General features: G+C 65.4%; 22 protein-coding genes and 1 riboswitch. Of the genes, 8 read left to right on the plus strand and 14 right to left on the minus strand.

The window, feature by feature from the left end; translation table 11 throughout:
• Positions 1–98 precede the first annotated feature (98 nt).
• Together ppsA and LJE63_13865 are read left to right on the plus strand one after the other, a co-directional pair.
• A complete protein-coding gene (ppsA, locus tag LJE63_13860; protein ID MCG6907690.1) occupies positions 99–2,540 on the plus strand; it encodes a phosphoenolpyruvate synthase in 2,442 nt (813 codons plus the stop codon).
• 50 nt (positions 2,541–2,590) lie between these two features.
• Positions 2,591–3,037 (plus strand): universal stress protein, encoded by a 447-nt coding sequence (locus LJE63_13865; protein MCG6907691.1) that lies wholly within the window; start codon positions 2,591–2,593, stop codon positions 3,035–3,037.
• Between the two features lie 212 nt (positions 3,038–3,249).
• Here the strand turns inward: LJE63_13865 and ahcY are convergent, their stop codons facing one another.
• The 3 genes from ahcY to LJE63_13880 are packed head-to-tail and all read right to left on the minus strand — an operon-like array spanning position 3,250 to position 5,961.
• Positions 3,250–4,506 (minus strand): adenosylhomocysteinase, encoded by a 1,257-nt coding sequence (gene ahcY / locus LJE63_13870; GenBank protein MCG6907692.1) that lies wholly within the window; start codon positions 4,504–4,506, stop codon positions 3,250–3,252.
• 35 nt (positions 4,507–4,541) lie between these two features.
• Positions 4,542–5,378: a class I SAM-dependent methyltransferase gene (locus LJE63_13875; protein ID MCG6907693.1), complete on the minus strand. Its 837-nt coding sequence runs from the start codon at positions 5,376–5,378 to the stop codon at positions 4,542–4,544.
• A 55-nt stretch (positions 5,379–5,433) separates the two neighbouring features.
• Positions 5,434–5,961 carry a hypothetical protein gene (locus LJE63_13880; GenBank protein MCG6907694.1) on the minus strand — a complete coding sequence of 176 codons (528 nt, stop codon included), beginning with the start codon at positions 5,959–5,961 and terminating at the stop codon, positions 5,434–5,436.
• Positions 5,962–6,708: 747 nt separating this feature from the next.
• Here LJE63_13880 and LJE63_13885 point away from each other — a divergent pair.
• Complete coding sequence (locus LJE63_13885) at positions 6,709–9,402, plus strand: bifunctional acetate--CoA ligase family protein/GNAT family N-acetyltransferase (GenBank protein ID MCG6907695.1); 2,694 nt, start codon at positions 6,709–6,711, stop codon at positions 9,400–9,402.
• Positions 9,403–9,475: 73 nt separating this feature from the next.
• On the opposite strand, the gene LJE63_13890 is transcribed toward LJE63_13885, so the two are convergent.
• The 4 genes from LJE63_13890 to LJE63_13905 form a co-directional block, all read right to left on the minus strand.
• Positions 9,476–10,486, minus strand: a complete 1,011-nt coding sequence (locus LJE63_13890) for a zinc-ribbon domain-containing protein (GenBank protein MCG6907696.1) — start codon at positions 10,484–10,486, stop codon at positions 9,476–9,478.
• A gap of 159 nt (positions 10,487–10,645) precedes the next feature.
• Positions 10,646–10,897, minus strand: a complete 252-nt coding sequence (locus LJE63_13895) for a phosphopantetheine-binding protein (GenBank protein MCG6907697.1) — start codon at positions 10,895–10,897, stop codon at positions 10,646–10,648.
• Positions 10,878–13,325, minus strand: coding sequence for an AAA family ATPase (locus LJE63_13900; protein MCG6907698.1), 2,448 nt, complete (start codon positions 13,323–13,325; stop codon positions 10,878–10,880). Before LJE63_13900 ends, LJE63_13895 begins: the two co-directional genes overlap by 20 nt.
• 72 nt (positions 13,326–13,397) lie before the next feature.
• Positions 13,398–13,760, minus strand: coding sequence for a hypothetical protein (locus LJE63_13905; protein MCG6907699.1), 363 nt, complete (start codon positions 13,758–13,760; stop codon positions 13,398–13,400).
• A gap of 649 nt (positions 13,761–14,409) precedes the next feature.
• Here LJE63_13905 and LJE63_13910 point away from each other — a divergent pair.
• Genes LJE63_13910 through LJE63_13920 form a run of 3 tightly spaced genes read left to right on the plus strand, consistent with a single transcriptional unit; the run spans position 14,410 to position 16,978 of the window.
• Positions 14,410–14,826 carry a TrkA family potassium uptake protein gene (locus LJE63_13910; GenBank protein ID MCG6907700.1) on the plus strand — a complete coding sequence of 139 codons (417 nt, stop codon included), beginning with the start codon at positions 14,410–14,412 and terminating at the stop codon, positions 14,824–14,826.
• On the plus strand, positions 14,823–15,482 hold the full coding sequence (locus LJE63_13915; protein ID MCG6907701.1) for a TrkA family potassium uptake protein: 660 nt from the start codon (positions 14,823–14,825) through the stop codon (positions 15,480–15,482). Before LJE63_13910 ends, LJE63_13915 begins: the two co-directional genes overlap by 4 nt.
• A gap of 2 nt (positions 15,483–15,484) precedes the next feature.
• Positions 15,485–16,978: a TrkH family potassium uptake protein gene (locus LJE63_13920; protein MCG6907702.1), complete on the plus strand. Its 1,494-nt coding sequence runs from the start codon at positions 15,485–15,487 to the stop codon at positions 16,976–16,978.
• Positions 16,979–16,989: 11 nt separating this feature from the next.
• Here the strand turns inward: LJE63_13920 and LJE63_13925 are convergent, their stop codons facing one another.
• On the minus strand, positions 16,990–17,490 hold the full coding sequence (locus LJE63_13925; protein MCG6907703.1) for a universal stress protein: 501 nt from the start codon (positions 17,488–17,490) through the stop codon (positions 16,990–16,992).
• 182 nt (positions 17,491–17,672) lie between these two features.
• Between LJE63_13925 and LJE63_13930 the strand changes: the two genes are divergently transcribed.
• On the plus strand, positions 17,673–18,224 hold the full coding sequence (locus LJE63_13930) for a CBS domain-containing protein (GenBank protein MCG6907704.1): 552 nt from the start codon (positions 17,673–17,675) through the stop codon (positions 18,222–18,224).
• A 59-nt stretch (positions 18,225–18,283) separates the two neighbouring features.
• Here the strand turns inward: LJE63_13930 and LJE63_13935 are convergent, their stop codons facing one another.
• The 3 genes from LJE63_13935 to LJE63_13945 form a co-directional block, all read right to left on the minus strand.
• Positions 18,284–19,366, minus strand: a complete 1,083-nt coding sequence (locus tag LJE63_13935; protein ID MCG6907705.1) for an aminotransferase class V-fold PLP-dependent enzyme — start codon at positions 19,364–19,366, stop codon at positions 18,284–18,286.
• Positions 19,367–19,626: 260 nt separating this feature from the next.
• On the minus strand, positions 19,627–20,115 hold the full coding sequence (locus LJE63_13940; GenBank protein ID MCG6907706.1) for a chemotaxis protein CheW: 489 nt from the start codon (positions 20,113–20,115) through the stop codon (positions 19,627–19,629).
• A gap of 170 nt (positions 20,116–20,285) precedes the next feature.
• Entirely contained in the window at positions 20,286–21,443 is a 1,158-nt protein-coding gene (locus LJE63_13945; GenBank protein ID MCG6907707.1) for an aminotransferase class I/II-fold pyridoxal phosphate-dependent enzyme, read from the minus strand.
• A gap of 186 nt (positions 21,444–21,629) precedes the next feature.
• Positions 21,630–21,830, plus strand: a riboswitch (cobalamin riboswitch).
• A gap of 110 nt (positions 21,831–21,940) precedes the next feature.
• Between LJE63_13945 and thiC the strand changes: the two genes are divergently transcribed.
• Positions 21,941–23,260, plus strand: a complete 1,320-nt coding sequence (gene thiC, locus LJE63_13950) for a phosphomethylpyrimidine synthase ThiC (GenBank protein MCG6907708.1) — start codon at positions 21,941–21,943, stop codon at positions 23,258–23,260.
• Positions 23,261–23,317: 57 nt separating this feature from the next.
• Here the strand turns inward: thiC and LJE63_13955 are convergent, their stop codons facing one another.
• The 3 genes from LJE63_13955 to LJE63_13965 all read right to left on the minus strand — a co-directional run bounded on the left by LJE63_13955 (position 23,318) and on the right by LJE63_13965 (position 26,065).
• A complete protein-coding gene (locus tag LJE63_13955) occupies positions 23,318–23,680 on the minus strand; it encodes an STAS/SEC14 domain-containing protein (GenBank protein ID MCG6907709.1) in 363 nt (120 codons plus the stop codon).
• Between the two features lie 425 nt (positions 23,681–24,105).
• The gene (locus tag LJE63_13960) at positions 24,106–24,684 is read right to left on the minus strand and encodes a nicotinate-nucleotide adenylyltransferase (protein ID MCG6907710.1); all 579 of its coding nucleotides are present in this window, start codon (positions 24,682–24,684) and stop codon (positions 24,106–24,108) included.
• Positions 24,685–24,745: 61 nt separating this feature from the next.
• Entirely contained in the window at positions 24,746–26,065 is a 1,320-nt protein-coding gene (locus tag LJE63_13965) for an alkaline phosphatase family protein (protein MCG6907711.1), read from the minus strand.
• Positions 26,066–26,088 lie beyond the last annotated feature (23 nt).

Genomic DNA, 26,088 nt, shown 5'->3' on the forward strand with positions numbered 1-26,088 from the left:
ATCCGGGCATTCCGCAGGGCATGCCCGGCCGCCGCCCGGTGATGCACGCGCTGATTTTCTCATTTTAGATCCGACACATACCCTGAAGGGAGGCTGGCATGGCAAACGACGGTCCCTTTATCCGCTGGTTCGAGGACCTCTCGCTGGAGGACGTGCCCATCGTGGGGGGTAAAAACGCCTCCCTGGGGGAGATGTACCGCGAGTTGGGTGCCCAGGGGGTGCGGGTGCCCAACGGGTTTGCGGTGACGGCCGCGGCCTATCGCCATGTCGTCGCCTGCGGCGAAATCGGCGGCCGCCTGGAGGAAACCCTGGCCGGGCTGGACACCGCCGATGTGGCCGACCTGGCCCGGCGGGGGCGGGCGGCACGCGATCTCATCCTCGGCGTGGGCATCCCGCCGGACCTCTGGGAGGCCATCGCAGAGGCCTACGCGCGTCTCTGCGATCAGTACGGACCCGACACAGACGTGGCCGTCCGCAGCTCGGCCACCGCCGAGGACTTGCCCACGGCGTCCTTTGCCGGGCAGCAGGAGACCTACCTCAACATCTGCGGCCAAAACGCCCTCAGGGAGGCCTGCAGCAAGTGCTTCGCCTCCCTTTTCACCGATCGCGCCATCGCCTACCGCGAGGATCGCGGCTTTGAGCATTTCAGTGTGGCGCTCTCCATCGGGGTGATGAAGATGGTGCGCGCGGACCTGGCCACCAGCGGGGTCATGTTCACCCTGGACACCGAAACCGGCTTCCGCGACGTGGTCTTCATCACGGCGTCCTACGGCCTGGGCGAAAACATCGTCCAGGGGGTGGTGAACCCGGATGAGTACTTCGTGTTCAAACCCACCCGGGCCCAGGGCTTCCGGCCCATCGTCAGAAAGAGCGTCGGCGCCAAAAAGATCAAGATGGTCTACGGGCGGGGCGACTCCAAGATGCTGACGCGCAACGTCGAGGTGGCCGAGGCCGACCGGCGGCGCTTCTGTCTCAGCGACGACGAGGTGCTGACCCTCGCCGACTACGGCATGCGCATCGAGGCGCACTACTCCGCCAAGGCCGGCCAGCCGATGCCGATGGACATCGAGTGGGCCAAGGACGGCCCCGAGGGGGGCCTCTTCATCGTCCAGGCGCGCCCCGAGACGGTGCAGGCCTTAAAGGACCGCGAGGTGCTGGAGACCTTCCACCTGGAGGGGCGCGGACCGGTGCTGGTGAAGGGCAAGAGCGTGGGGGAGAAGATCGCCGCGGGCCCCGCGCGGGTCATTCCGGACGTGGCCCATCTGGCCGAATTTCAACCCGGCGAGGTCCTCGTGGCCAACACCACCACCCCGGACTGGGCGCCGGTGATGAAGACCGCGGCGGCGATCGTCACCAACCGCGGCGGGCGCACCTGCCACGCCGCCATCGTCAGCCGCGAGCTGGGCATCCCGGCCGTGGTGGGCGCGGAAAACGCCACCGAGCTCATCGCCACCGGCACCGAGGTCACCGTCTGCTGCGCCGGCGGCGATGCCGGCGTGGTCTACCAGGGGCGGCTGCCGTTTCACTGCGAGCGCCTGGAGCTCAAGGACCTCCAACGCCCCCGGACGCGCATCATGATGAACGTCGGCAACCCTGAGGAGGCCTTCGGGCTGGCGCTGATCCCCAACGACGGGGTGGGCCTGGCGCGGATGGAATTCATCATCAACACCTACATCAAGATCCACCCCATGGCGCTGGTGCACCCCGAGCGGGTCAGCGACCCGGGCGAGGCACGGGCGATCGGGGAACTGACCGCCGGCTACGCCGACAAGACCGACTACTTCGTCGAGCGGCTGGCCGAGGGGGTCGGCACCATCGCGGCGGCCTTCCACCCCAAGCCGGTGATCGTGCGCACGAGCGATTTCAAGACCAACGAATACGCCAGCCTGATCGGGGGGCGGGCATTCGAGCCGGCCGAGGACAACCCCATGATCGGCTTCCGGGGGGCCGCGCGCTACTACGACCCCCGCTACCGCGAGGGGTTCGCCCTTGAGTGCCGGGCCATGCGGCGGGTGCGCGAGGAGATGGGGCTCACCAACCTGGTGATCATGATCCCCTTCTGCCGTCGGGTGGCCGAGGCCGAGGAGGTGCTGGCTGAGATGGCCGCCAACGGGCTGGTGCGGGGCGAAAACGGGCTGGAGGTCTACATGATGTGCGAGATCCCCAACAACGTGCTGGAGATCGACGCCTTCAGCCGGCTCTTCGACGGCTTTTCCATTGGCTCCAACGACCTGACCCAGCTGACCCTGGGGGTGGACCGTGACTCGGCCCTGGTGGCCCATGATTTCGACGAGCGCGACCCCGGGGTCCTGCGCATGGTGGCCATGGCCATCGAGGGCGCCCGCCGCAACCGGCGCCACAGCGGGCTGTGCGGCCAGGCGCCCAGCGACTATCCGGATTTCGCCGAGTTTCTGGTGCGTGAGGGGATCGATTCCATCTCCCTCAACCCCGATGCGGTGCTTAAAATCACCCTGAAGGTGCTGGAACTGGAAGCCCAGGCAACTGACGCGGCGCCCGCTGACCCCGCCCGCGGTGATTGAAACGGCGGGGCCGTGTTTCTCGAAAACCCATCGCCCAGAGGAGGATCCACATGTACCATGTCATTCTGGTGCCGCTGGACGGCTCCAAGCGTGCCGAGGCCATTTTGCCGCACGTGGAGGAACTGGCGCGCCGCTACGAGGCGCGGGTGGTATTTTTGGGGGTCGTCGAGCCGGTGGTGTTGGCCGACGCCGGCTGGGCCGACCTGCAGCTCAGCCAGCAGATCTACGACGAGCAGGTCGGCCAGACCGAGGCCTACCTGGGGGGGCTGAAGGGGGAGTTCCGTGAAAAGGGGATTCGCGCCCAGGTCCGGGTGGGCCACGGCAGCCCGGTGGATGCCATCATCGCCACCGCCGAGGCCGAAACCGCCGACCTGGTGGCCATGGCCAGCCACGGCCGGACGGGTCTGGCGCGGGCCTTTTACGGCAGCGTGGCCGCCGGGGTGCTCAACCGGGTGGACCGCCCGCTGTTGATGGTGCGCTCCCGGGAGGCGGACTGAACCGAGGCGGTGATTATTTCTCCCCGGGGCGCTGGCCCCGGGGAGAGGAGGGGCAGGGTCGCGGTAAAAAATAATTCCATAATATGGCGCAGGATTTTGGTTTGCCACCAAGGCACATCCGTCGGCACATATTTAGATATGTGTCGGCGGATGTAACGCCGGTGACGGGCCAAAAGACATGCAAGATGTGAAATTATTTTTTTTCGAGGCCCTCAGGTGCCGCTTTCCCAGCTGCTGCGGTAGGCGTCCTGCTCCGCGGTCAGGGTGTCGATGACGACGCCCATGCTGGCCAGCTTCAGGTGGGCGATCTGGTGGTCGATCTCCGCCGGGACGTCGTAGACCGTCTTCTCCAGGGTGTAGGCATTCTTGAGGATATGCTCGGCGCAGAGCGCCTGGTTGGCGAAGCTCATGTCCATCACGCTGGGCGGGTGGCCCTCCGCGGCGCTGAGATTGATCAGCCGGCCTTCGGCCAGCAGGTAGATCCGGCGCCCGTCGGCCAGTTGAAACTCCTCCACGCACTTGCGCGCCGGCCGCCGCTTGACCGCCAGGCGGGCCAGCGCCGCCAGGTCCAGCTCGACGTTGAAGTGCCCGGAGTTGCAAACGATGGCCCCGTCTTTCATCTGCTCGAAGTGCTCCCCGCGGATCACGTTGATATCCCCGGTCAGGGTGCAAAAAAAATCGCCCAAGGCCGCGGCCTGGCCGATGGGCATCACCCGGTAGCCGTCCATCACCGCCTCCAGCGCCCGGATGGGGTTGATCTCGGTGACGATCACCCCGGCCCCCATGCCGGCGGCCCGCCGGGCCACCCCCCGGCCGCACCAGCCGTAGCCGCAGACAACGAAAGTGGTCCCGGCCAACAGCCGGTTGGTGGCCCGGATGATGCCGTCGATCGTACTCTGGCCGGTGCCGTAGCGGTTGTCGAAAAGGTGCTTGGTGTCGGCGTCGTTGACCGCGATGACGGGATAGGCGAGCACCTTGTTGGCGGCCATGGTCCTGAGGCGGAGCACCCCGGTGGTGGTCTCCTCGGTGCCCCCGATGATGCCGGCCAGCAGCTCGCGGCGCTCGGTGTGCAGGGTGCTGATCAGGTCGGCGCCGTCGTCCATCGTGATCCGCGGGGCGAGATCGAGAACGGCGTGAATGTGGCGGTAGTAGCGGTCCCGGTCCTCGCCCTTGACCGCGAAGGTTTTGATGCCGTGGTCGGCCACCAGCGCGGCGGCCACGTCGTCCTGGGTGCTGAGGGGGTTGGAGGCGCACAGGCAGACGGTGGCCCCGCCGGCCTTGAGGGTCTGCACCAGGCAGGCGGTCTCGGTGGTGACGTGCAGGCAGGCCGATACCCTGAGCCCCGCCAGGGGCTTGTCGGTGGTGAACCGCCGCCGGATGGAGCGCAGGACCGGCATGGCTTGTTCGGCCCAGGCGATCCGCATTCTTCCCTTTTCCGCCAGCCCGCTGTCTTTGATGTCGTATTCCATGGTCTCTCCTTCCTGCTGCAGTGCCGCCGGCACCGTCAGGGGGTCTCGGGGGGGCCCAGTTTGAGTTGCAGAATGCTGAATCCCCGGGCGATGTGGGGAAACAGCCGTAGGCAGTTGTACAACCCCAGACGCGGCTCAGGCTGGTCGAAATAGAAAATTTCGTGCTCCAGGCGAATCCCGCGGGCCCAGCGCTCGACGCGCGTTCCGCGGGCCAGACCCCATCTGAAGCGTGCCTGGGTGGCCGTCAGCACCGGGTTGAAATGGGTGAGCAGCGCCTGCAGCGGGGAGACGACGTCGAAGACCATGCGGGCGCCGGGAAAGCGCGCCGTCAGGGTGGCGACCAACTGCCGTACGCCGGCTTCCGGCAGGTAGGGCATGACCCCCTCGGCCAGAAGCAGCAGCCGCTCGCCGCAGTCCGCCGGCAGCGCGTCGCACCATGCCGGGTCCAGCACGGAGCCTGGAATGAAGCGGCAGCGCGGGGTTTCTCTCAGAAACCTGCGGCGGAAAGCAATGACGTCGGGAAAATCCAGGTCGAACCAGAGGACCCGGCCGTTGTCCATCCGGAAAAAGCGGGTGTCCAGGCCGCAGCCGATATTGACCACGCAGCTCCCGGGGCGTTTTTCAAGGAAAGCGGATGTCAGGCGGTCGAATTCGCGGATGCGCATCAGGGTGGCGGTGCAGGTCAGGTCCGGCGGGCCGAAGCGCGAAAAATCGTAGTCGATCTGGCTGACCATGGAATCCGCCAGTGGGTCGCGCACAATCGGTTTTTTGCGCCGGCTCTCCAGGGCGCGGAAGTATAGCGGGATCAGCAGGGTTTCCGACACCGGCCGCAATCCGGTTGACGAGCAGCCCCGGTCCCGGGACGGTGCCATGGGCCCCACCGCGAAGGGGTGCGGCCGGCCCTCGGGCATCGGCGTTGGGTTGCTATCAGTGAACATGGGTCGCGCAGATATGGATGAAACGGTCCAGCTTGATCCGCTGGCGGGCGGTGAGGTTGATAAAGCGCACCCGCAGGAGCCGTCTGCCCGGCTGGACCAGCACGAAATCGTCGGGCAGTTTCAAGTCTTCCACCAGTTGGAAGCGAAGCCCGCCCAGGTAGAGCCGTTTTTCGGCCATCAGAAGATCCAGCACCGCCGTGCCGAGCGCCATGGGGCCGCCGCCGGAGGCATGGAACGCGGCCCCGCCGCGGCTGATGTCGATCAGCGGGCCAACGCGGCAGGGTTTGGAGGCATACACGGCCAGACCGATTTGGCCCAGGCTCATAGCGCCGATCGGGCCGATCCTGCCAGCGTGCGAGCGGATCAGCGCAAAGGCCCCTTTGCGGGCCGGGAAGCGATGGTGCGCCCGACGCTCCATTTCCCCAAAGGTCTGTCGCCGCTGCCGCCTGGGGGGGAGGGCGCCCGGCAGTGGGATCTGGACGTGAGGGCCCAGGTGGTTGGTGGCATCATGGTTCATGGGATCGGCCTTCTGTGGTGTGGTTTTCAGGGGATCGCCGCCTGCGAAGCCCCTTCCGGGTTATCCCCGGGTACCGGTCGCCTTTTGCAAAATCCCCCGGGGCGGGCCCGTGGGTGCAGCCCCAAGCGTCGGGGCGGGCTGGGCGGATGCGAATTGGATGCGTCGAGCAGAGATCCCGGGGGACGGGAGAACAGAACGGACGATTGATCGAATCGAAAAAAGCAAAGAGTGTGCCCGCCAATCAACTGCCCAGCCGGCGCCGGCAGCCGTTCCCCCCCTTTTCCGGTTGCGGCCCCTTGCCGCCGTTTCTTCCGGCAGGTACATCATTAAAATAGGCCTCGACTTGGCCCTTTTCAATTATTTTATACCCCCCAGGGACTGCCCCTGTCCATAGGTGAAACCCCCAAATCACCGGCCGTGGACTTTCATCCGGAACACCTCTTTTTTCGAAAAAATGCGAGGGGATCTTCGCAATTTTATCAAGAGGTCCCGCCGCGTCACCCGGCGGTCCCACGAAATGCGTTTGAAAAGCTGGACCCATAGCTGACCAAGACGTCGATCGCGGCTGGCACGGCTTCTGCTTCGGCAAAGGCCGGTTGTCGGTTTGCGGGCGCCCCTGCCAGAGGCGGGCGCCGATACTGGGACCGCCCATCAAAAAATTCGTCGCCAACCACCCCGCTTCACCGCCAGACCACCAGGCCGCCCGCCCTTGAACTTCCGGCCCGTGACACCAATGAGGAAAGCGCCATGACCACCCGCAATCTCCAATTTCTCTTCAAGCCCACCGCTGTCGCCCTGATCGGCGCCAGCCAGAAACCGGCCTCGGTCGGTGCGGTGCTCTCGCGCAACCTTTTCAGCGGGGGCTTCGAGGGGAACATCTTCCCGGTGAACCCCAAATACGACGCCATCCAGGGGGTGCGCACCTTCCCGGACATCGCCTCCTTGCCCCACCCGCCGGACCTGGCGGTGGTGGCCACCCCGCCGGAGACGGTCCCGCAGATCATCGGCCAACTGGGCGAAAAAGGGGCCCGCGCCGCCGTGGTGATCACCGCCGGTTTTGCGGAGGGTCAAAACCGCCGCGGCCAGGCCCTGCAGGCGGCCCTGCTGGAGGCCGCCCGGCCCCACCTGCTGCGGATCATCGGACCCAACTGTCTCGGGATCATGGTGCCCGGCATCGGCCTCAACGCCAGCTTCGGGCATGTGGCGCCCCTGCCGGGGCGGCTGGCATTCGTGGCCCAGTCCGGGGCGGTACTGACTTCGGTGCTGGACTGGGCCACGGCCCGCCGGATCGGGTTTTCCCATTTTGTCTCACTGGGCGACATGGCCGACGTCGATTTCGGAGACATGCTGGATTATCTCGCCAACGATGCCCGCACCCGCGCCATTCTGCTTTACGTGGAGGCCATCCACCAGGCCCGCAAGTTCATGTCCGCCGCCCGGGCGGCCGCGCGCGTCAAGCCGGTGGTGGTGGTCAAGGCCGGCCGCTTCCTGGAAGGGGCGCGTGCGGCCGCCTCCCACACCGGCGCCCTGGCGGGGTCCGACGCGGTCTACGATGCGGCCTTCCGCCGGGCGGGGATGCTGCGGGTTAAAGACATGCAGGCGCTCTTTGACGTGGTCGGCACCCTGGCCATGACCCGACCCTTCAAAGGCGACCGGCTGGCGATTTTGACCAACGGCGGCGGGGTCGGTGTGCTGGCCACCGACGCTCTGATCGAGCGCGGCGGGCGGCTGGCGGACCTCTGCGGGGAAACCCTGGCGCGCCTGGACAGCGTCTTGCCCCCCACCTGGTCCCACGGCAACCCGGTGGACATCATCGGGGATGCCCCCGGCAGCCGCTATGCCGATGCCCTCACGGTGCTTTTGGACGATCCGGGGGCGGACGCCATCCTGGTGCTCAACTGCCCGACCGCCGTGGCTTCCGGCATCGAGGCGGCCCAGGGGGTGATCGCAACCGTCAAGCAAAACGAGTTGAAGACCGCCAGCCGCGGGTTGTTGACCAGCTGGCTGGGTGAGGCGGCCGCCGAGGGGGCGCGGCAGGCCTTCGGCGAAAACCGGATTCCCACCTACAGGACCCCCGAGGAAGCCGTGCGGGCCTTCATGCAGATGGTGCGCTACCGCCGCGGCCAGGAAATGCTGATGGAAACCCCGCCCAACGTGCCCGAGGATTTCCAACCGGACACGCCGGCAGCCGGCGCCCTTCTCAAGGCCGCCTTGGCGGAGGGGCGGGAGTGGCTGACCGAGGCCGAGGCCAAGGCGCTGCTGGCCGCCTACCGGATCCCGGTGGTGACCACCCGGGTGGCGGCGACACCCGAGGAGGCGGCGAAACTGGCCGCCGGTTTGGGCGGCCCCGCGGCGCTGAAGATCCTTTCACCGGACATCAGCCACAAGACCGATGTGGGCGGTGTGGCCCTGGATCTGGAAACCCCCGCAGCGGTCCGCGCGGCCGCCGCCGCCATGCTGCAGCTGGTGCATACCGCCCGGCCGGAGGCCCGCATCCAGGGCTTTACGGTCCAGCCCATGATTGCGCGTCAGCGTGCCCATGAACTGATCGTCGGCATGGTCGAGGACCCCCAGTTCGGGCCTGTGGTGCTCTTCGGGCACGGCGGGACGGCCGTGGAGGTGATCGCCGACAAGGCTCTGGCGCTGGCCCCGCTCAACATGCACCTGGCGCGCGAGATGATGGGCCGCACCCGGGTTATCCGTTTGCTGGAAGGCTACCGCGGGATGCCGCCGGCCGACCTGGAGGCCATCGCCTTGACCCTGGTCAAGGTCTCCCAACTGGCCTGCGATCTGGCCGAGGTGCTGGAACTGGATATCAATCCGCTGCTGGCCGGAGCCCGCGGCGTCATGGCCCTGGACGCCCGCGTTCGGGTGTGGCCCTCCGCCCGGCCGGCCGCGGAGCGGCTGGCCATTCGGCCCTATCCCAAGGAGTTGGAGGAGACGGTGACCCTGCCCGACGGTCAGCGGCTGCTGCTGCGACCCATCCGGCCGGAAGACGAACCGGCGGTTCACGATCTCTTCCAGCGGCTGTCGCCGGAGGAAATCCGCTTCCGTTTCCTGCACACCATGAAGTACCTGTCCCACGATCAAGCCGCGCGTCTCACCCAGATCGATTACGACCGGCAGATGGCGCTGGTGCTGACCGAGCGGGACGGGCCGGGACACCCCGCGCTTTACGGGGGGGTGCGGATTGCCGCCGATCCCGATAACATGGCCGCGGAATTCGCCATCCTGCTGAGAAGCGACATGACCGGCAAGGGGCTTGGGCCGATGCTGATGCGCAGGATCATCGACTATGCCCGCAGCCGGGGAATCGGTGAGATCTACGGGGAGGTGATGGCCGAGAACCGCACCATGCGGCGGCTGTGCGAGGCCTTTGGGTTCAGCTTCAAGGCGATTGCGGACGACCCCGGTGTCATGCACGCCAGTTTGCAACTCTGACGGCGGGGTGCAGCCCTCCGACAGCAGCCGCGACCGGGGCGGCAACCCGCGTTCGGCCGGTTGAGCGGGCGATTCAGTAAGTGTCGTCTTCCAGGGTTTCGATGGTGTCCGCGGCTTCGGTGATGATGCCCGCCAGGTCGCCGCGGCCGAGTTTCAGATGTGCCAGCGCGCCGGGCTCAACGGGTGCCGCCGGGCTGCCGGTGGTGGCCGCGGGGTCGAAGGCCGCCAGGGCGTCGGCTACGTGCAGAATGTAGGCCAGCGGGCTTCCGCCCGAGCGCGACGGCTGGTGGTGAAAGCGGATGGCGACGGCCTGGGGGGCGGGTATATTCCATTTCTGGCAGAGGGCGAAGCCGGTTTCCGCGTGGTCGAATCCCAAAACCGCCTGTTCGGCCAGAAGCGGGGTGTTGGGGTGGTATTTGCGCAGGGCATCGTAGGCCGATTTGCGCTCCATGACATACGGGTCGAGGATGATTTTGCCGGCATCGTGCAGCAGACCGGCCATGAAGGCCTCGTCGCGTACCGGCAGGCCGGTCCGACTGGCGATCGTCGCCGAGGTCACCGCCACGGTCAGGGAGTGGCGCCAGAGGCAGCCGGAGTCCAGCTCAAACCCCTGCAGTTCGCTGCCCAGCATCTTGGAGGTGCTCACCAGGGTGATGATCTGCACCAGCATCCGGACGCCCAGCAAAACGGCGGCATCCAGCAGCGAGGCCACTTTGCCGGAGCGGCCGTAATAGGCGGAATTGGCGACTTTCAGGACCCGGCTGGCGAGAGCCGGGTCGGTGCGCAGGATGTCGCTGATCTGCCGCAGGTCGGCCTCGGGGTTGGCCGCCAGCGCCCGCGCCTTGAGCATGATATGGGGCATGGGGTAGAGCTTTTTGAGGTTTTCGACCACCTCGCGTTTGAGGTCCTCGCCGTAGGGGGTGAAGATCTGCGCCAGGGGCACCGGCTCGGGGGTGGTGGGGCGGTGGTCGAACGTGAAGACCGTCCGGCAGGCCGGGCATTTCAGCGAACAGGGCGTTTGGGCGGGCAGGCGCTCTTGCGGCAAGCGGTAGGCCCGTCGGCAGGTGGGACATTCTACTCTCATGGCGGCTCGTTTCCTCGGCGTGGCGGACGTTGCCCCGGAGGGCTGCCGGTTTCTGGGGAAGCCCTGCAATCGTCGCCGTCAAAAATAGGATCGGAAACCAGCCGGAATTACTTTACATCTTTCCTGGGAAAGGGCTTGCCAGAGCGGCGCCAAGGCGAGTCAGGCCGCCGCGAGGCGCTCTTGCAGGTAGCCGAGGCAGCCGTTGAGGGTGCTCAAACGGGGATAAGAGGCTTCAGGAATCTGGATTGCGAGCGCCTTTCCCAGCGCCAGCGCAAACCGCAGGCAGTCCACCGAGTCAAAGGTGAACTGGTCGCGGAAGGCCTTGTCCGGGTCGAGTTTTTCCAGCTCGGCTTCCGGCGCAATCTCTGCCAGCAGCCGACGGGTCAGCGTTTCAAGTTCTGCTCGCGTCATTTTTTTCTCCCGGGCCCCCGCCGAAATCCTTGACGATCTGGGCGATGCGGCGCAGCCGTTGGTCCACTTTGAAGAACACGGTCCCTTTGGAATAGGTGTCGTCGGTGCCGGGGCGGCCGGCGGGCAGACCGGTCAGGATCTCGATGCCCTCCTCGACCCGCGAGACCGGCCAGACATGAAATTGACCGTCCCGCACGGCGTCCACCACATCCTGGCGCAGCATGAGGTGGCGGACATTTTTTTGGGGGATGATGACCCCCTGGCCTCCGGTCAGGCCCTTGTGGCGGCAGATCTCGAAAAAAGCCTCGATTTTGCGCGTCACCCCCCCCACCGGCTGGATTTCGCCCTTCTGGCTGACTGAGCCGGTGACGGCGATGCCTTGGCGGATGGGGACCTCGGCCAGGGCGCTGAGAATCGCGTAAAGCTCGGTGCTCGATGCGCTGTCGCCCTCCACCGGACCGTAGCTCTGCTCGAAGCACAGCGAGGCCGTAAGCGAAATGGGCTTGTCGCGGCCGAAGTGCTCCTTGAGAAAATTGCTCAGGATCATGACTCCCTTGGTGTGGAGCTTGCCGCTTAGCTTGGATTCGCGTTCGATGGCGACCACCCCCTCGCGCCCCACCGAGACCGTGGCCGTGATGCGGTTGGGTTTGCCGAACAGATGGTCGCCGGTCATCAGGATCGAGAGGCCGTTGATCTGCCCGACCTTGCTGCCCTCGGTTTCCACCCAGCAGATGTCCTTTTTGACCAGCTCCATGACCCGGTCCTCCACCAGGTTGGCGCGCTGGATCCGGCTGCGGATGGCGGTCTCGACGTGCTGCCGGTCGATCAGTTCGGCCTCGCTTTCCCCGGCGTAGTAGTCGGCCTCGCGGATCAGGTCGCGGATGTCGCCCAATTCCAGGCTCAGCTTGTCCTGATCCTGGGTCAACTCCATGCTGTACTCCAGAAGGCGCGCCGCCCCGCCGCGGGCCACGTGGCGGAAGCCCTCCTCGCGGCAGAAGCGGGCGATCATCTGGGCAAACTGCCGCACATGGTCGGCGGCGCGGTCGATGCGGTCGTCCAGGTGGGCCTTGACCTTGAAGAATTTCTGAAAGCGCTCGTCGAGGGTGTAGAGCAGCTCGTAGATGAAGGGATCGCCGGTGAGGATGATTTTGACCTTCAAGGGGATGGGTTCGGGCCGCAGGCTGCGGGTGCCGAAAAGCCCGTAGAGTTCGCTGGGGTCCTCGATTTTGATCTCATGGTTGTTCAGGGCCCGCTTGAGGGCTTCGTAGGAGAGAAACCACTTGAGCAGATCGCGGGCCTTCATGATCAGGTACCCGCCGTTGGCGCGGTGTAAAGCCCCCGGTTTGATCATGCTGAAATCGGTGTAGAAAGCCCCCAGCACGGCCTGCTTGTCGATGGTGCCGAAGAGGTTGGGATAGGTGGGGTTGCTTTCGATCACCACCGGCGCCCCCTGGGTCTCGGAGTTGTCCAGCAGCACGTTGATTTCGTATTTGCGGAAGGCGCTTTCGCGGGTTGGGAGCCGAAAGGGGCTCGGCTGGCTTTTTTCATCCGGCTTTTTCTTGAAGTCGTCGATGTTGTCGAGGATGTCCTTTTGCGCGGCCTTGAGATAGGCGATCACGTCCGGCTCGTCGCGGTATTTCTCCAGCAGGCTTTCCATGATGTGCTCGACGCAGAAGAGCGCGATTTCGTTGTCCAGGCGCGCATGCTCCTTCTTATACTCCCCCTCCAGGGCGCGCATGCGTTTAAAAGCGGTTTTCATTTTGGCCTGAAGGGCCTCGCTTTTCTCCTGCAGCCGCTGTTTTTCCTCGTCGCCGAGCTGGTTGACGGCCTTCTGGTCCAGCGGCTTGCCGTCTTGGTCGACCGGGATGATCACCATCCCCACCTGGGACACCTGCAGCAGAAATCCCTCGGCGCGGGCCGTGCGGCTGAGTTCCTCCTCCAATTTGCGGCGCTGGCGGTCGAAGCCCTTGGACACCTCGTTCTCCCGCGCGCGGTAGTCATCGCTGTCGAAAACCTCGGGAATGCGGGTGTGCAGGGTTTCGATCAACTCCTCCATGTCGCGCTTGAGGTCCTTGCCGCGGCCGGCCCGGAGCTTGAGGCTGCGGGGTTTGTCGGCGGCCTCGAAGTTGTGGACGTAGCACCAGTCCGGCGGGTCCGGCTCGCGGCGGGCCTGGTCTTCCAGCAGGGTTTTGGCGATGTAAGTCAGGCCGGCCTTGGGGGGGCCGGCGACGAAGATGTGGTAGCCGTCGTTCTTGAGACCGACCCCGAAACGAATGGCGCCGATGCCGCGGGCCTGCCCCACCACGCCGCTTTCCAGCGGGGTCAGCGCGGCGGTGCTTTCGAAGGCCAGCTCGGCCGGGTCGACACGCGCCCGCAACGCTTCTGGGGCGAGCTCCGGAAATTTGCCGGGGGGGTGATCGGCTGGCATGATGTCGGCTCCCCTGTGGGTCGGCATGCTTGGGATGCCTTTCAGAAACAATCGGCCACCCTGCCGCCGAGGTTACATGCGAATTTTGGCCTCGGTTTTTTCGGGGTGCTTTTCCAGGTGTCGGCAGCGGTTGGCCGCCGACTTGGCCAGCCGGGCGATGACCCGGGGCAGATCCGAGGCGTTCCAGACGGCCGAGAAGTCCGGGTCGCTGCCCAAGTCGCGGCTCAAGACATAGAAGGGCTCCTCGGTCGGCACGAGGGCTACGGGCGCGTCCAGCTGCTCGGTCTTTTCGGGGAAAATCTCGGCGAGCAGCCCGCTTGCGGTCTGGGTAAAGTGGTTTTTGACCTCTTCACCAGTTTCAGCCGCGCTGAGTTTCAGACGGAAGTCCGGCAGGATTTCATTTTCAAACTGGGTGAAGGAAACTTGTTTTGCCATCGCCAACCTCCTCTCAGGGTCCACGACTGTCGTCCAGCGCGAGGCAGTCCGCCACCAAAAACGCAAGATGCATACCAGCGCAAAGCGGCATTCGGTCACCAGTCGCGCCGGCTACGGGATGGCCTGCAAGGACCCTGTTCTCTTGCAAGTGTCAGATTTCAAAGCACTAACTCGAGAGGCTGGGGTCGCAGCCGCCTTCGGCCGTGATGGCGGCCGGGGCCGCCGGGCGAGAGGCCGCGGTCGCCGGGTTTCGCAATTCCTCTACCCGGGAAGAGGCCATTGGTCTATTTAAGCGGCTGGAAACAATATTAAAAACAAAACCTTCGGCGTGCCTTCGAACATTCGCCACGGCGCCATGGGAATTTTGCTAAAATCGCGGTTGCAAGAACATTGATGGCCGAAAATTGCGCTCAAAGGAGGCCGTGGGCCGCGTCGGCCACTGTCCCTGCTGGGTCGCCCTGGGGCGGCGGCCGGCAGCCGCGCTGGCCGATCAGGCTCGCTTCCCTTCTCCGGACGCGTTCCTGTTTGAAACCATCGGGTTTTGCTGGTAAGAGAACGACTGTGGGTTCGGTATTCCACCCGAATGCCGTTGGGTGTATGCTAACAGACGCCGCAGCGCCCCTGCGGCGTGGTGGAAAGGCAGGCCGCCATGTATGTCGTGATCGTGGGCTGCGGCCGTCTCGGGGCCCTGCTGGCCGTTGGGTTGAGCGTCGCCGGGCACGAGGTGGTCGTCATCGACCGCCATGAGGCATCCTTTCGCGCCCTTTCGCCCGAATTCAGCGGTTTCCGGCTCACAGGGGACGCCACCGAGTATGCCCTGCTGGAAAGCGCCGAGGTCGGACGGGCCGACTGTCTCATGGCCACCTGCAGCGAGGACACCCTCAACCTCATGGTGGCCCAGGTGGCGCGGCACGTCTTCGGCGTCACCTGCGTGCTGGCGCGGGTCCACCAGCCGGCCTTCGGTGCGATTTTCAAAACCGCCGGGATCCAGATCATCAGCCCCACCCAGCTGGCCTTTGACGCCTTTTGCGCAACCCTCGACGAAGGGGCCAACCGGCAGTCATGAACATCATCCTGATCGGCGGCGACCAGACCACCTATTTTCTGGCGCGGGAGTTCATCTCCCAGGAGCACGGGGTGACCCTGATCAACCGGGACCCCGAAGACAGCCGCATCATGTCTCAGAAGCTCAAGGCGACAGTGCTGCTGGGGGAGGGCAGCGATCCCGAGACCCTGGAGCAGGCCGGCGCCCGCAGCGCCGACGTTCTGATCGCCATGACCTCCCATGACCACGACAACTTGATCGCCTGCCAGGTGGCGCGGCTGCAGTTCGAAATGCCGCGCACCATCGCTCTGGTGAACGACCCCCAAAACGAGGCGGTTTTCGAGGACCTCGGGATTTCGGTGGCCTTTTCGGCCACCCGGATCATCGCTAGCCTCCTCAACCAGCAGACCCGCTTTGCCGCCATCACCCATCTGATGACCCTGGGGCAGGGTCAGATCAGCCTCACCGAGGTGCTGCTCTCCGACAAAAGCCCCGCAGCCGAAAAAACCCTTCACGAGCTGGATCTGCCCGAGAATTTCCTGGTGGCCGCCGTTCTTCGCGGGGACACCGTGCTGGTGCCCCGGGGGCCCACCCGTCTGGCGGTCGGTGACAAGTTGATCGTGGTGGGCGCGCAGGCGGATTTCAAGACGATTCTCACGCGCCTGGTCGGTGACTGAGGATGCGCAACCCGGCCTTTCTGCGTGCGCGCTATGCCGGAATTATTCGGCTCACCGGCGGGATCACCGGACTGATCGGACTGGTCCTGCTCTCGCCGCTGGCCGGCCTGTTTTTTTTCCCTGAGGAAGCCGCGCTGGCCGGGGGCTTCGCCCTGCCGGGCGTAATCGTCACGGCAGTGGGGGGGCTGCTGGTCGGCGGGCTGCGCTCCCGGGTGGTGGCGGAACTGACCTATGCCGAGGGCGCCACGATCATCGTGATGGCCTGGTTGACGGCCGTCGTGGCGGGGGCGGTGCCGTTCTGGATGCTGCTGGAGCTGAGCTTCACCCAGGCCCTCTTTGAATCCACCAGCGGTTGGACCACCACCGGTCTCTCGGTGCTGGATGTGGCCGCCGCGCCGCGCCTGATTCTGCTCTTTCGCAGCATTCTGCAGTACACCGGCGGGGCCGGTTTCGCCGTTATCATGCTGAGCGCCCTGGCCGGTCCGGCCGGCACCGGGATCGGGGCCGCCGAGGGGCGGCCTGCCGGGCTGGCGCCCAATGTCCGGCGCTCGGCCGAGCTGGTCCTCAAGCTCTACAGCGGCTATGCCCTTTGCGGCATCCTGGCCCTGCACCTCGCCGGTATGGGCTGGTTCGATGCCGTCAACCACGCCCTGACCGCGGTGTCTACCGGGGGGTTTTCGACCCGTCCGGAGTCCATCGGTTACTGGAACAGTCCGTCCGTTGAGGCGGTCACCATCGTGCTGATGCTCCTGGGGGGTACCAACTTCCTGACTGCCTACATGCTGCTGACAGGCCATTTCGCCTATGTGCGGCGCAACGGCGAGCTGCATCTTCTGCTGATCCTGGTCGTGGTCGGGGTGCCCCTGATTTTGTTGACCGGGGCCGGCCACCTCTACCCGAGCTGGCCCCCGGCCCTGCGCAGCGCCGTGTTCGAGACGGTTTCGGCGCTCTCCACCACCGGTTTTTCAACCACCGGCTACGGCGGTTGGAATGCCGGCGGCCTGCTGCTGCTGACGTTTTTGATGGTGGTCGGCGGCGGGACCGGCTCCACCGCCGGCGGGATCAAGCTGCACCGGGTTTACCTGCTGATTAGGGGGCTGGTCTGGGAGTTCCGACGCCAGATCCTGCCGGAAAAGGCGGTCAGCGCCCCCTACCTCTGGCAGGGGAACCAGCGCCGGTTCATCACCGATGACGAACTGCGCCACTCCGGTCTTTTTCTTTTCCTGTACCTCTGCTGTTGGGCGTCCGGCAGTCTGGTGGTGTGCTCCTGGGGCTATCCGGTGGCGGATGGGCTGTTTGAATTCGCCAGCGCCGTGGGGACGGTTGGGCTGTCGGTGGGGGTGACCACCGCCGGCACCCCGCCGGCGGTCCTCTGGACCCAGATCGGGGGGATGCTGCTGGGGCGTCTGGAGTTTTTCACCGTCATCCTGGGGGTCATCAAGCTCGTTCGCGACGCTCGGGTGATGCTGCGCGCGGACCGCTCTCAACGCCGCTGAAGGCCTTGTGTTCAGGGACCCTGGTTGTCGGGGGAGGCTTGCGCCGGTTCGTCTTCACCCTCCGGGGCCCGGATGGTCAGCACCGGGCAGGCCGCCATCTTAACGACCTTTTCGGTCACCGAGCCGAAAAGAAATCGGCGCCAACCGGACTGGCCGTGGGTGGCGATGACGATCAGGTCGGCTTTGACCTCCGCTGCGGCCTGGACGATGCCGTAGGCCGGTTCGAAAACGATGGTCCGGGTGCTGACCGTCAAGCCCGGCGCCTCGGCCAACAGACGGGTGGCGATATTCTTCAGCTGCGCTTCGGCGTGGGTTTCCAGATCATGCTGGTAGGTGGGCACGTTGAAAACCTGGTGGTCGTAGGCGGTGGCCACCACCGGTACCGGGGTGATGACGTTGAGCAGGATCAGCCCGGTGTTGAAGTGCGTCGCCAGTTCCACGCCGGCCTGGATGGCCTCATGGCTTGGGGCGCTGAAATCCGTCGGGCACAGAATGGTCTTCCAGGGCAGCATCGGGGCCTCCTTGGGCTGCGGGATTGCAGGGGTTTAGTTGCAGCGAATTTCTAAACATAACAAAAATATCGCGGCCCATCAAACAGGCTGCCGGCCGCCTGCCGGGCGAGGGGCAGGCCGGCAGGATAGTTCCCGGCAATCCCGCTTCAAACACAGAGTGAACGCACGAAAAGGAGCTTTTCATGAAAACCATCAAGGTCAAAGAGATGATGATTCCGCTCGCCAAATATGCCACCGTCAACCAGGAGGCGACCTTTTACGAAGCGGTCCTGGCGCTGGAGGAGGCCCAGAAAAAGTTCGACGGCCTCTACCGGCATCGGGCGATCCTGGTTCTGGACGACGAGGGGCACGCGGTGGGCAAAATCGGTCAGGATGACCTGATCCGGGGCTTGGAGCCGGGCAACAAGGGGATCGAAGATTTCAGAACCCCATCATACAGCGGGTTCAGCCCCACCTACTTCAAGTCGGTGATTGAAAAGTATCACCTCTGGGAGGCGCCGCTGGCGGAAATTTGCAAAAAAGCCGCCGAAATCAAGGCCAGAGATCTCATGCACACCCCCGTGGAGGGGGAAACCGTGGACGAAGAGGCGACCCTCAACGAGGCCATCCACCAGCTGATCATGGCCCGCCACCAGTCTTTGCTGGTGACCCGCAATGGTAAAATCGTGGGAATTTTCCGGATGACCGATGTCTTCCACAAAATCTGCGAAGAGGTCAAGGCCTGCAAGTTCTGACCCCGCTCATTTGCCTGGACCACCTCCCGCGACCTCCGGTGCATACGGCGGCCGGTGGTTCACAGCACCGCGGCGATGACCGCGACCGCTTTTTTCACCAGCGTTAAGTCGGCCTGGCTGCCCATGTGGCCCAGCCGGAAGACTTTTCCCGCCAGCGGCCCGTAGCTGCCCGCCACCACCAGGCCATGGCGGCGCAGGGCCGCATCGAAGGCGGGCCAGGATTCGCCCGCCGGCAGTTTGACGGCGGTCACGGTGGGCGAGGGGACCGCCGAAGGCGCCGGAAAGAGTTCCAGCCCCAGGCGCACCAATTCCTGCCGGCAGTATGCCGCCACCCGCTCGTGGCGCGCGAAGCTCCGCACCAGCCCTTCCTCCAGCAACAGACCGGCGGCGGCGTTCAGCGCCGCCACCCCCTGCCAGTTGGGGGTGTAAGGAAAGTAGCGGTCCTTGAGCGCCGTGCGGAAGGGCTTGAGGGCATCGTAGCCCGCGTAGTCGACCGCCGCGATCACATCCCAGGCCCGTGGGCTGACCGATAGAAAGGCCATGTCGGCCGGTGCTGAAAGGCATTTCTGCGAAGCGCACAGGCACAGATCGATCCCCCAGGCATCGGCTTCCACCGGGGTTCCGCCCGCACTGGCCACCGCGTCCACGTAGAGCAGCGGGATTTGCAGCTGCTCTTTGAGGCGGCCCAAATCGGCGATAGGGTTCAAGGTCCCCGACGGGGTCTCGCAGTGGACCGCGGTGATCATTTTGGGCTTAAAGGCTCTCAGGGCCTCTTCCAGGGCCGTCAAATCGTCGAGGGTTTGATCGTAGGGCAGCCCCAGCGTGCGGACCTCGCAGCCCAGGGCGCGGGCCATTTCGCCGATGCCGTAGCCGAAGACCCCGGTGGCCACGGCCAGCACCCGGTCGCCGGGAACCAGGCAGCTTTTCAGGGCGCTCCAGAGGGCCAGCATACCCTCCCCGGTCTGCAGGACCACCGGGTGGCCGGTTCCCAGGAGGGTTTGCAGACGGGCCTCGGTGTCGGCGTAAAGCCGGAAAAACTCCTCTTCCAGATCGGCGGATCCGTAGGCAATCCGGTAGGCCGCCATGACGGCGGGCGGCACCCGCACCGGTCCGGGGACCATGGGGATCGGGTAGGTTATCATCTTCTTTCTCCGCGGGGGCCGGGGGCAATTCCGAAAGAACGGTGAATCGGTCGTCGGCAGACGTTTGGTTTGAATCAGTTTGGGTGAGCCTAAATCCGCATTCGCCTGAATGCAAGCAAAATGGTTTTTCGGGGCGCGTCTTCGAAGGGGGAATTTAGGGGAGATGCCCAAGCTCCAGGCCCAGACAAAAATCCCGCGGCGGCTGATACCCAGCCGGGGCGGGACGCTGGTGGCAGGCGGCGCCGGGCGCTCGGGGTGGGTCAGGCGGCTTCCTGCAGCAGGCTCAGTTCGTCCGTGTTCAGGACCTTGTCGATGTCCAGCAAAATTTTGACGCCCTTTTCAACCTTGCCCATGCCGAGGATGTAATCGGTTTTGAGGCGGGCGCCGAAGGTCGGTGCGTCCTCGATGTCCTCGGCGCGGATATTGAGCACCTCCGAAACCGTGTCCACCACCAGGCCGATCTGGATCATGGCTACCGGACCCTGAATCTCCACCACGATGATGCAGGTCCGGTCGGTGTGTTCGACGGATTCCAGGCCGAACTTCAGCCGCAGGTCGATCACCGGGATGACCTTGCCCCGCAGGTTGATCACCCCTTTCACGAATTCCGGGGTCTGGGGGACATAGGTGATCGGCATCATGCCGATGATTTCCTTGATTTTCAAGATCGCGATCCCGTACTCCTCGTCCCCGAGTAGAAACGTCAGATATTTGCCGCCTTTGTCCCCGCTGGGTTTGAACTCTTGCATACCGGTAGCCTCACTCTGGTGCCAATGCCTCGGATAATGCGCATCGCTCAGCCGACCTGGCGCCGGCCGAATACTGTCGTGCCAAACGGACTGGTGAAACCGTTTGTTCGACCGCTTTCCGAGCAAACTTTAGGGGCCGCGGGCTTCAGCCGGTGTGGGCGGCGGGCCGATCAGCCCTTTTGTCGCAGCCTCAGCAGGCGCTCGCCGGCCGCCGCCAGGGTCTCGTCGCGTTTGGCGAAGTGCATCCGGACCAGGTTGTGGACCGGCTCGTGGAAAAAACTAGATCCCGGCACGCCGGCGACGCCGATTTCCCGGACCAGCCAGCGGCAGAAGGCCGTATCGTCCTTGAAGCCGAATTCGGAGATGTCCACCAGCACGTAGTAGGCCCCCTGAGGGGTCGTGTAGCGCAGACCGGCGCGCTCGAGGAAGCCCAGGAAGAGGTCGCGCTTGCGGCTGTAGCGCGCCAGAAGGTCGTCGTAATAGGTCGGCGGGAACTCCAGGGCCTTGACCGCCGCGGCCTGCAGCGGGGCGGCGGCGCCCACTGTCAGGAAGTCGTGGACCTTGCGCGCCCCGGCGATGACCTCCGGGGCGGCGATGACGTATCCCAGGCGCCAGCCGGTGATGGAATAGGTCTTGGAAAGCGAGCTGCAGGAGATTGTGCGCGCGAACATCCCCGGCAGGCTGGCGAAATAGGTGTGCCGGTGGGGGGGATAGACGATGTGCTCGTAGACCTCGTCGGTGATCACGAAGGCGTCGAACTCGGCAGCCAGATCGGCGATGGTCTGCAGCTCCGCGCGGCTGAAGACCTTGCCGGAGGGGTTGGCGGGATTGCACAGCACCAGGGCCTTGACGCCCCGGGCAAAGGCGCGTCGCAGTTCATCGGGGTCAAAATGAAAGTCCGGTGGGTGCAGCGGCACGAAAACCGGCTCGGCTCCGCAGAGGATTGTGTCGGCGCCGTAGTTTTCATAGAAGGGCGAGAAGACGATCACCTTTTCCCCCGGGTTGCAGGCCGTCATGATGGCCACCATCATGGCCTCGGTGCTGCCGCAGGTGACCACCAGGTGGGTTTCGGGGTCCAGCGCCAGCCCCATCCAGTGGCTCTGCTTGCGCGCCAGGGCGCGGCGGAACTCGGGCGCCCCCCAGGTGACGGCGTACTGGTGGCAGTTTTCGTCGATGGCGCGCCGCGCCGCCGCCAGCAGCTCCGCCGGCGGGTCGAAGTCGGGAAACCCCTGGGAGAGGTTGATGGCCTGGGCCGCGTCGGCGATGCGGGTCATCTCGCGGATGACCGATTCGGTAAAGCGGTCGAGGCGATGGGCGGTTGCGGGCATGGGACACCCTTTCGATGCGGGGTTGCGGCCGTTAGCCGCAAGGGTTTTTGTAGGTTGGGGCTGTTTGCCACGGGTTATAGAGAACCCCGGCAGAGGGTGTCAAGCGATTCGCGGCCGGGTGTGCGCTGACCGCCAGCCTCCGGCAAAAAGTCCTTGACCGCAATCGGCCAGGTTGGTAGGAAAGCGGCACAATTTAACGTACGCGCCGCGCGGTTAACGGAACACGGTGCAACTCCGTGACGGACCCGCCGCTGTAATCGGAAATGCGGTCGCCGCCGCCCCCCAAAGGGACGGCCGCCACTGGCCTTTTTTCATAGAGGCCGGGAAGGTGCGACACCCCGCTGATATCCGAAAGTCAGAAGACGAACCGCGCCGGGCAAATGGAACACGATGGCAAAGGGTTCTGTTGGGATTTCACTCCTGACAGGGCCCTTTTTTTGTTGGGCGGACCGCCGCCGGCATGTTCCCCCATTTATCCACCCCGGAAGGAGACGCGCATGAAAACCCAGATCGAACTGGCCCGCGAAGGCCTGGTCACCCCCCAGATGGCGCGGGTGGCCCGGGACGAAAAGATCCCCCCCGAGGTGATCCGCGAGCGGGTCGCCCGCGGCGAGATCGTCATCCCCAACAACCCCTTCCGCCCCCATCAGGCCGTGGTCGGCATCGGCTCCGGGCTGAGGACCAAGGTCAACGCCTCCATCGGCACCTCCTCGGACATCTGCCACCTGGACGACGAGGTGCGCAAGGCCCGGGCGGCCGAAGCCGAAGGCGCCGACACTTTGATGGAGCTATCTGCCGGGGGCGACCTCGACAGGATCCGGCGGGCCGTGCTGGCGGCCACCCACCGGCCGGTGGGCAACGTGCCCCTCTACCAGGCCTTCAAGGAGACCGCCCGCCGGCACCGCAACCCCGGCAAGCTCGACCCCGAATACCTCTTCGAGCTGATCGAGCGGCAGCTGGCCGACGGCCTGAGCTTCATGGCCATCCACTGCGGCATCAACCGCCACACCATCGAGCGCCTGCGTAAACAGGGCTACCGCTACGGCGGGCTGGTGTCCAAGGGCGGCACCTTCATGGTGGCCTGGATGGACCAGAACCGCCGCGAAAACCCGCTCTACGAGCAGTTCGACCGGGTCTGCGGGCTGATGAAAAAGTACGACGCCGTTCTCTCCCTGGGCAACGGCATCCGCGCCGGCGCGATCCACGACAGCCACGACCGGGCCCAGATGGCCGAGATGATCATCAACTGCGAGCTGGCTGCGCTGGGGCGCGAGATGGGCTGTCAGATGATGGTGGAGGGTCCGGGCCACGTCCCGCTGGATGAGATCGAGGGCAACATCATGCTGGAAAAGCGCATGAGCGGCAACGCCCCCTACTACGTGCTGGGCCCGATCCCCATGGACCGCGGGGCCGGCTACGATCACGTCGTGGCCGCCATCGGCGCGGCCAACTCGGCGCGCTACGGCGCCGACCTGATCTGCTACATCACCCCGGCCGAGCACCTGGCGCTGCCCACCGAGGCCGACGTGCGCGAGGGCGTGCGGGTCACCCGGCTGGCCGTTGCGGTGGGGGATCTGGCCAAATACCCCGAACGCCGCCAAATGGACAGGCTGGCCGCCCTGGCCCGGCGCGACATGCGCTGGGATGACCTGGAAAACTACCTGCTCTTTCCCGAGGTGGCCCGGGCGATGCGCGAGAGCCGAAAGCCGGCCGAGGAAAAGACCTGCACCATGTGCGGGGATTTCTGCGCCATGAAAAAGGGGATGGAGGTCTTCGCCGGGGACATCGCTGGGGACAAGTGCTCAGCGGGTGTTTAGGGCGCCTGCGGGTCGGTTCGGTGCGGCAGGTCAGGCGGTGGCCCCTCAGGGCATCTTTCAGGCGGCGCTCAGCCACTGCCAGGCTTGGTCCATTTCGGAGCGGTCGAAATAGGCCGTCTGGATGCCGCTGAACAGGCCGAAGAGGCTGATCCAGGTGTCCTTCCAAACCCGGTCGCCGACCACCGCCAGGCGCTCGATGCGATCGGCCATGGGCACGGCGAAGCGCAGGTCGAAATAGAGGTCTTCGGCGCTGTTGAAGGACGGGTAGTGCTGTGCCACCAAGAGCAGCCGAACCCTGCCGGTCCGGCCCGCGAGCTTTTGCAGGGCGGTGCTGATGCGCTCTGTTTCGACGTCGCTGACCGCACCCTCGAGGCGGAAGCCCAGGATATTGGGCCCCAGTTTTTTGAGTTCTCCGATCATGCCGGGCTCCTCCCAGGCCACGATTCCAGGCCGTCAGCGGCCGGGGTTTCGGGCATGAACCAACATAAGGCTGTTTTGAGCGCTGGAAAGAGGGCCTCAAGCGGGCAGCTTTGAGAAAGGACCGGCGAACAGGCGGCCAGCCTGAAAAAAACCGCCTTCCGGGCCGATGCCTGCCAATTCCGGGATCAGGAGCAACGGGATCCATAGGGGCCCCATGATGTGCATCCGGAACCGGGCTTAAAACGCGTGCCGAGGGCGAAGCCCCTGTCGGTAAGATCAACTTTCACCGGGGGAGGTTGGGCCACAAGACCGGCTTCCCTGATGTACGCCACACACCCTTAGGCAAAGGCCATATCCGCTCCGGAATGTGGCACTCGGGCTCCAGGGCGCTCTTCGTCAGGTGGTTGGCCGCGGCGCCTGCGGGCTCACCCCTCCTCACGGCATTTTTTGAGCCGGGCGGCAATCCGCCACTTTTTCATCAGGGCCGCGGTTTCCGGCGGCACCAGGTGGGTCCAGGGGCGGCCCTGGACCATCGCCTTGCGGATGGTCTTGGCGCTGATGCCTTTTTCTTCGGGTGAGACCTCCCGCAGCACATGGATCTTCAAGCCCAGCGACTGGAAGTAATCCCGTTTGCGCCGCCCCCAATCGTCATAGATGCTGAGGAAAAAGACGGCGTTCAGGGGAACGTAGAAAAGGTAGCGCTCGGGCAGATTGATGGGCAGGGGGACCACCGAAAGCGATTCGGCCGGGATCCCGCGGGCCTGCAGGACCGCCTGCAGCATGCGGTAGCGCTCGTAGTAGGTCAGGGGGTTGGCCAGCGGGTCGCTGCGCGCCGGGTCCGCCGACTCCGGGCGGGTCGCCCAGGGGTCGGGGTTGGTGATGCCCACCACCAGGTGGCGGCAGAGGGCTTTACCGGCCAGAAGATATCTCAGATGATCGTTGTGAAGCACCTGGAAGCGGCCGTGGATGACGCCCACCTCCCAGGGGCGGCGCTGGTTTTTCATGTGTCGTCGCCCTTTTTCAAGTCAACCCGGACCGGTGGGTTGCGGCTCGGCGGATTTCGCCTCACGGACCGGGATCCAGCCTGAAGGGCACCGAAAGACCGGGCCAGTATGGCTGGTCCACGGGGGAGTCCATCAGACCCTGCAGCTTGGCCCGGTCCAGGTGGTTTAAAATCAGATACATCAGCTCCCGGCCGCGCACCGGCCCCAGCGCCCCGCCGGCGGCGTTGATCTCGTCGAAGGCCTGCACCCTGTCGCGGCGAACCCCGGGACCGCAGAAGGTCAGCGGCACCGATTCCCCGGAGTGGATCAGGGGGCCTGAGCTGGGGGTCGCGTGGTCGGCGGTTGCGATGATTAGGACCTCCGGGTCTGCCAGCAGCGGGGCGATGGCCTGGCCGAGGCCACGGTCCAGGGATTCGAGGACACGCTTTTTGGCCAGCGGGTCTTTGGTGTGGGCTGCTTCATCGGGGGCTTTGGTATGCACGTGGACAAAGTCGTAGCGGCCCAAGGCCTGTTGGGCCAATCTCAGGCGCGCTGCCAGGTCGGCCCCGGGATCGGTGGAATCGACCACCGGGCGGAAGTCCAGACCGATGTAGGCTGCCAACCCTTGGTAGACGATGCCGGAGGCGATCAAAAGCCCGCGCAACCCGTTTTGTTCTCTAAACGGGGGCGCGTTTTTCAGCCGGCCGGCCCGTTGGGTCAGCATGCCGTTGATGGGCGGGGCGCCTGCGGCGGCGCGCAGGCGGTTGAGGGGCAGGGCCGCCAGGCGGCGGTAAAGGTACCCCAGGTATGCGCCGAGCGCCCGGGCGCTGCGCGCGGCAGCCGGGTCGTGGAAAGCGGCCTGCCATGGCCGGGGCGCCATGACGGGGCGGCCGTGGGTCACCGGATCGGTGTCGGTCACCCGGGGAGAGACGTCCCCGCGCAGGGTCAGGATGCCGCGTAACCCCTCGGTGCGGGTGAAGTCGACCCGCACTTCCGCTTCTTCCCAGGGCGTGACCTGGCCGAAAAGCTGGTCGGCTTCGGCATTGGTGAAGGGCGGTTTGCCGTCGGCCAGCAGAAGACGATCGCCCTCAGGTGTCAGGCTCGCCAGGTGGGCCAGGATCGCCACGGTTTGGTTGTCCAGGGAAATCCCGGCGCCCAATGCCTCCAGGGCGCCGCGGCCCGGAAAGTCCTCGGAGGCGTAGCCGAACATGGCGAAATGGGCGTTTTCGCTGGGCAGCGCCTGACCCAGGGCGGCGGGGTGGTAGAGACCGCTGCAGCCAAGGGCCGCCAGGCGGTCCAAGACCGGGGTGGCCGCCGCCTGGAGGGGGGTCTGGTGTCCCAGCCGCCGGTAGCTGCGATCCCCGGCACCGTCCAAAAGGATTAAAATACACTTTCTGGCCATGGGGCACCTCGGGGTCAATCAAT

The organism is Desulfobacteraceae bacterium, assembly GCA_022340425.1.
Classification (GTDB): Bacteria; Desulfobacterota; Desulfobacteria; order Desulfobacterales; family JAABRJ01; genus JAABRJ01.

Coding starts and splice junctions, on each gene's coding strand:
- LJE63_13900 (MCG6907698.1), bottom strand. CDS start 13,325: ATGCCAGCCGATCACCCCCCCGGCAAATTTCCGGAGCTCGCCCCAGAA.
- LJE63_13955 (MCG6907709.1), bottom strand. CDS start 23,680: ATGATCGGAGAACTCAAAAAACTGGGGCCCAATATCCTGGGCTTCCGC.
- LJE63_13910 (MCG6907700.1), top strand. CDS start 14,410: ATGTATGTCGTGATCGTGGGCTGCGGCCGTCTCGGGGCCCTGCTGGCC.
- LJE63_13885 (MCG6907695.1), top strand. CDS start 6,709: ATGACCACCCGCAATCTCCAATTTCTCTTCAAGCCCACCGCTGTCGCC.
- LJE63_13960 (MCG6907710.1), bottom strand. CDS start 24,684: ATGAAAAACCAGCGCCGCCCCTGGGAGGTGGGCGTCATCCACGGCCGC.
- LJE63_13920 (MCG6907702.1), top strand. CDS start 15,485: ATGCGCAACCCGGCCTTTCTGCGTGCGCGCTATGCCGGAATTATTCGG.
- thiC (MCG6907708.1), top strand. CDS start 21,941: ATGAAAACCCAGATCGAACTGGCCCGCGAAGGCCTGGTCACCCCCCAG.
- LJE63_13905 (MCG6907699.1), bottom strand. CDS start 13,760: ATGGCAAAACAAGTTTCCTTCACCCAGTTTGAAAATGAAATCCTGCCG.
- LJE63_13930 (MCG6907704.1), top strand. CDS start 17,673: ATGAAAACCATCAAGGTCAAAGAGATGATGATTCCGCTCGCCAAATAT.
- LJE63_13945 (MCG6907707.1), bottom strand. CDS start 21,443: ATGCCCGCAACCGCCCATCGCCTCGACCGCTTTACCGAATCGGTCATC.
- LJE63_13935 (MCG6907705.1), bottom strand. CDS start 19,366: ATGATAACCTACCCGATCCCCATGGTCCCCGGACCGGTGCGGGTGCCG.
- LJE63_13875 (MCG6907693.1), bottom strand. CDS start 5,378: ATGGCACCGTCCCGGGACCGGGGCTGCTCGTCAACCGGATTGCGGCCG.
- LJE63_13965 (MCG6907711.1), bottom strand. CDS start 26,065: ATGGCCAGAAAGTGTATTTTAATCCTTTTGGACGGTGCCGGGGATCGC.
- LJE63_13925 (MCG6907703.1), bottom strand. CDS start 17,490: ATGCTGCCCTGGAAGACCATTCTGTGCCCGACGGATTTCAGCGCCCCA.
- LJE63_13895 (MCG6907697.1), bottom strand. CDS start 10,897: ATGACGCGAGCAGAACTTGAAACGCTGACCCGTCGGCTGCTGGCAGAG.
- LJE63_13880 (MCG6907694.1), bottom strand. CDS start 5,961: ATGAACCATGATGCCACCAACCACCTGGGCCCTCACGTCCAGATCCCA.
- ahcY (MCG6907692.1), bottom strand. CDS start 4,506: ATGGAATACGACATCAAAGACAGCGGGCTGGCGGAAAAGGGAAGAATG.
- LJE63_13865 (MCG6907691.1), top strand. CDS start 2,591: ATGTACCATGTCATTCTGGTGCCGCTGGACGGCTCCAAGCGTGCCGAG.
- LJE63_13940 (MCG6907706.1), bottom strand. CDS start 20,115: ATGCAAGAGTTCAAACCCAGCGGGGACAAAGGCGGCAAATATCTGACG.
- LJE63_13890 (MCG6907696.1), bottom strand. CDS start 10,486: ATGAGAGTAGAATGTCCCACCTGCCGACGGGCCTACCGCTTGCCGCAA.
- ppsA (MCG6907690.1), top strand. CDS start 99: ATGGCAAACGACGGTCCCTTTATCCGCTGGTTCGAGGACCTCTCGCTG.
- LJE63_13915 (MCG6907701.1), top strand. CDS start 14,823: ATGAACATCATCCTGATCGGCGGCGACCAGACCACCTATTTTCTGGCG.